At 45.8% G+C, this 1,286-nt stretch carries 1 protein-coding gene; it reads left to right on the top strand.

All coding sequences use genetic code 11. The features are described from left to right. Positions 1-288: 288 nt before the first annotated feature. Positions 289-1,286: BCCT family transporter (locus AB4512_RS20960; protein WP_372175559.1), on the top strand; the 998-nt coding region annotated here is incomplete at its 3' end.

Raw genomic sequence — 1,286 nt, 5'->3', positions numbered from 1 at the left:
TAGGTATGGATCACCCAGACAAGATCGAAGAAGAAGACGACGGTTCGTATTCAGCTGGGCAATATTTGTCCGCAGCGGCAACCGTTGGTGGAATCCTTCTCGCTCTGGTCTAACACTTTATCGTTCTCCACTGTATCCCATCCCTTACGCTGCATCTCTTGCATTGCCCCTTTGCATAGAGTCTTTTCTATTGTAAAAAGTGATTTGTCGTCACGACAACAGACCTGATTTGTCCTAAAAAACGAGTTCACTCCATAATTCCGCTCTCATTTTAATGGAATAATACTCGTGAAAAACACTTTTGAGCTTATTGACAAGCCGACCTTTTTTGGTGCGATAGCACTCCTACTCACGATCGTCTTCCCGCTGATTATGTTCCCTACTCAAGGAGCAGACTGGATTGCGGTAGCTAAAACTTTTATGACCGATCAACTCGGCTTTCTATATTTAGCGCTTGGCCTAGCAGCGTGTGCGTTCATGGTTTATGTTGTCTTCAGTGATATGGGACAAATCAAACTTGGCGAAGCGGACGAAGAGCCAGAATTTAAAACAGCATCATGGGCAGCAATGCTGTTCTGTGGTGGTATCGGTGCAAGTATCTTGTACTGGGGCTGTATTGAGTGGGCTTATTACTATCAATCACCTCCTTTCCAACTGGAGCCAGGCAGTGAGGAAGCCGTTCGTTGGGCAGCGACTTATGGTCTGTTCCACTGGGGACCAATCGCATGGTCTATCTACTTGATCCCTGCGATTCCTATTGCTTACTTCTTCTATGTTCGTAAACAACCTGTTCTAAAAATCTCTAGCGCTCTAATGCCCGTTCTTGGTGAACACCGTAGTAAGGGCGTACCGGGAAAGATCGTCGATATCCTATTCATTTTCGGTCTATTAGGCGGCGCAGCCACAACTTTAGGTTTAGCAGCTCCTCTTATCACTGAAGGCCTTAACCACCTATTCGGTCTGCCTAAAAACAACCTAACTCAAGTGATGGTACTTCTGGTTTGTACTGCTATTTTTGCGTACTCATCTTATGCGGGTTTAGAAAAAGGCATCAAGATCCTCAGCAACATCAACTTCTGGGGTGCGATGGGGCTATTGGCTTTCGTTCTGATTGCTGGCCCTACGATTTTCATGCTGGAAACAGGCCTAGATTCAATTGGTCGCCTACTGTCTAACTTTTTCGTGATGGCAACATGGGCGGAACCATTTGGTGGTTACGGAACCTTTGAAAACACGCACTTCCCACAAGATTGGACCATTTTCTATTGGGCATGGTGGCTAGTTTT

Origin of the sequence: Vibrio sp. 10N.222.52.B7, assembly GCF_041474275.1 — a bacterium.
In the GTDB taxonomy this organism is placed as follows: domain Bacteria; phylum Pseudomonadota; class Gammaproteobacteria; order Enterobacterales; family Vibrionaceae; genus Vibrio; species Vibrio crassostreae_C.
The sequence above is the reverse complement of the archived record's forward strand: the minus strand, read 5'-3'. Positions and strand labels throughout refer to the sequence as shown.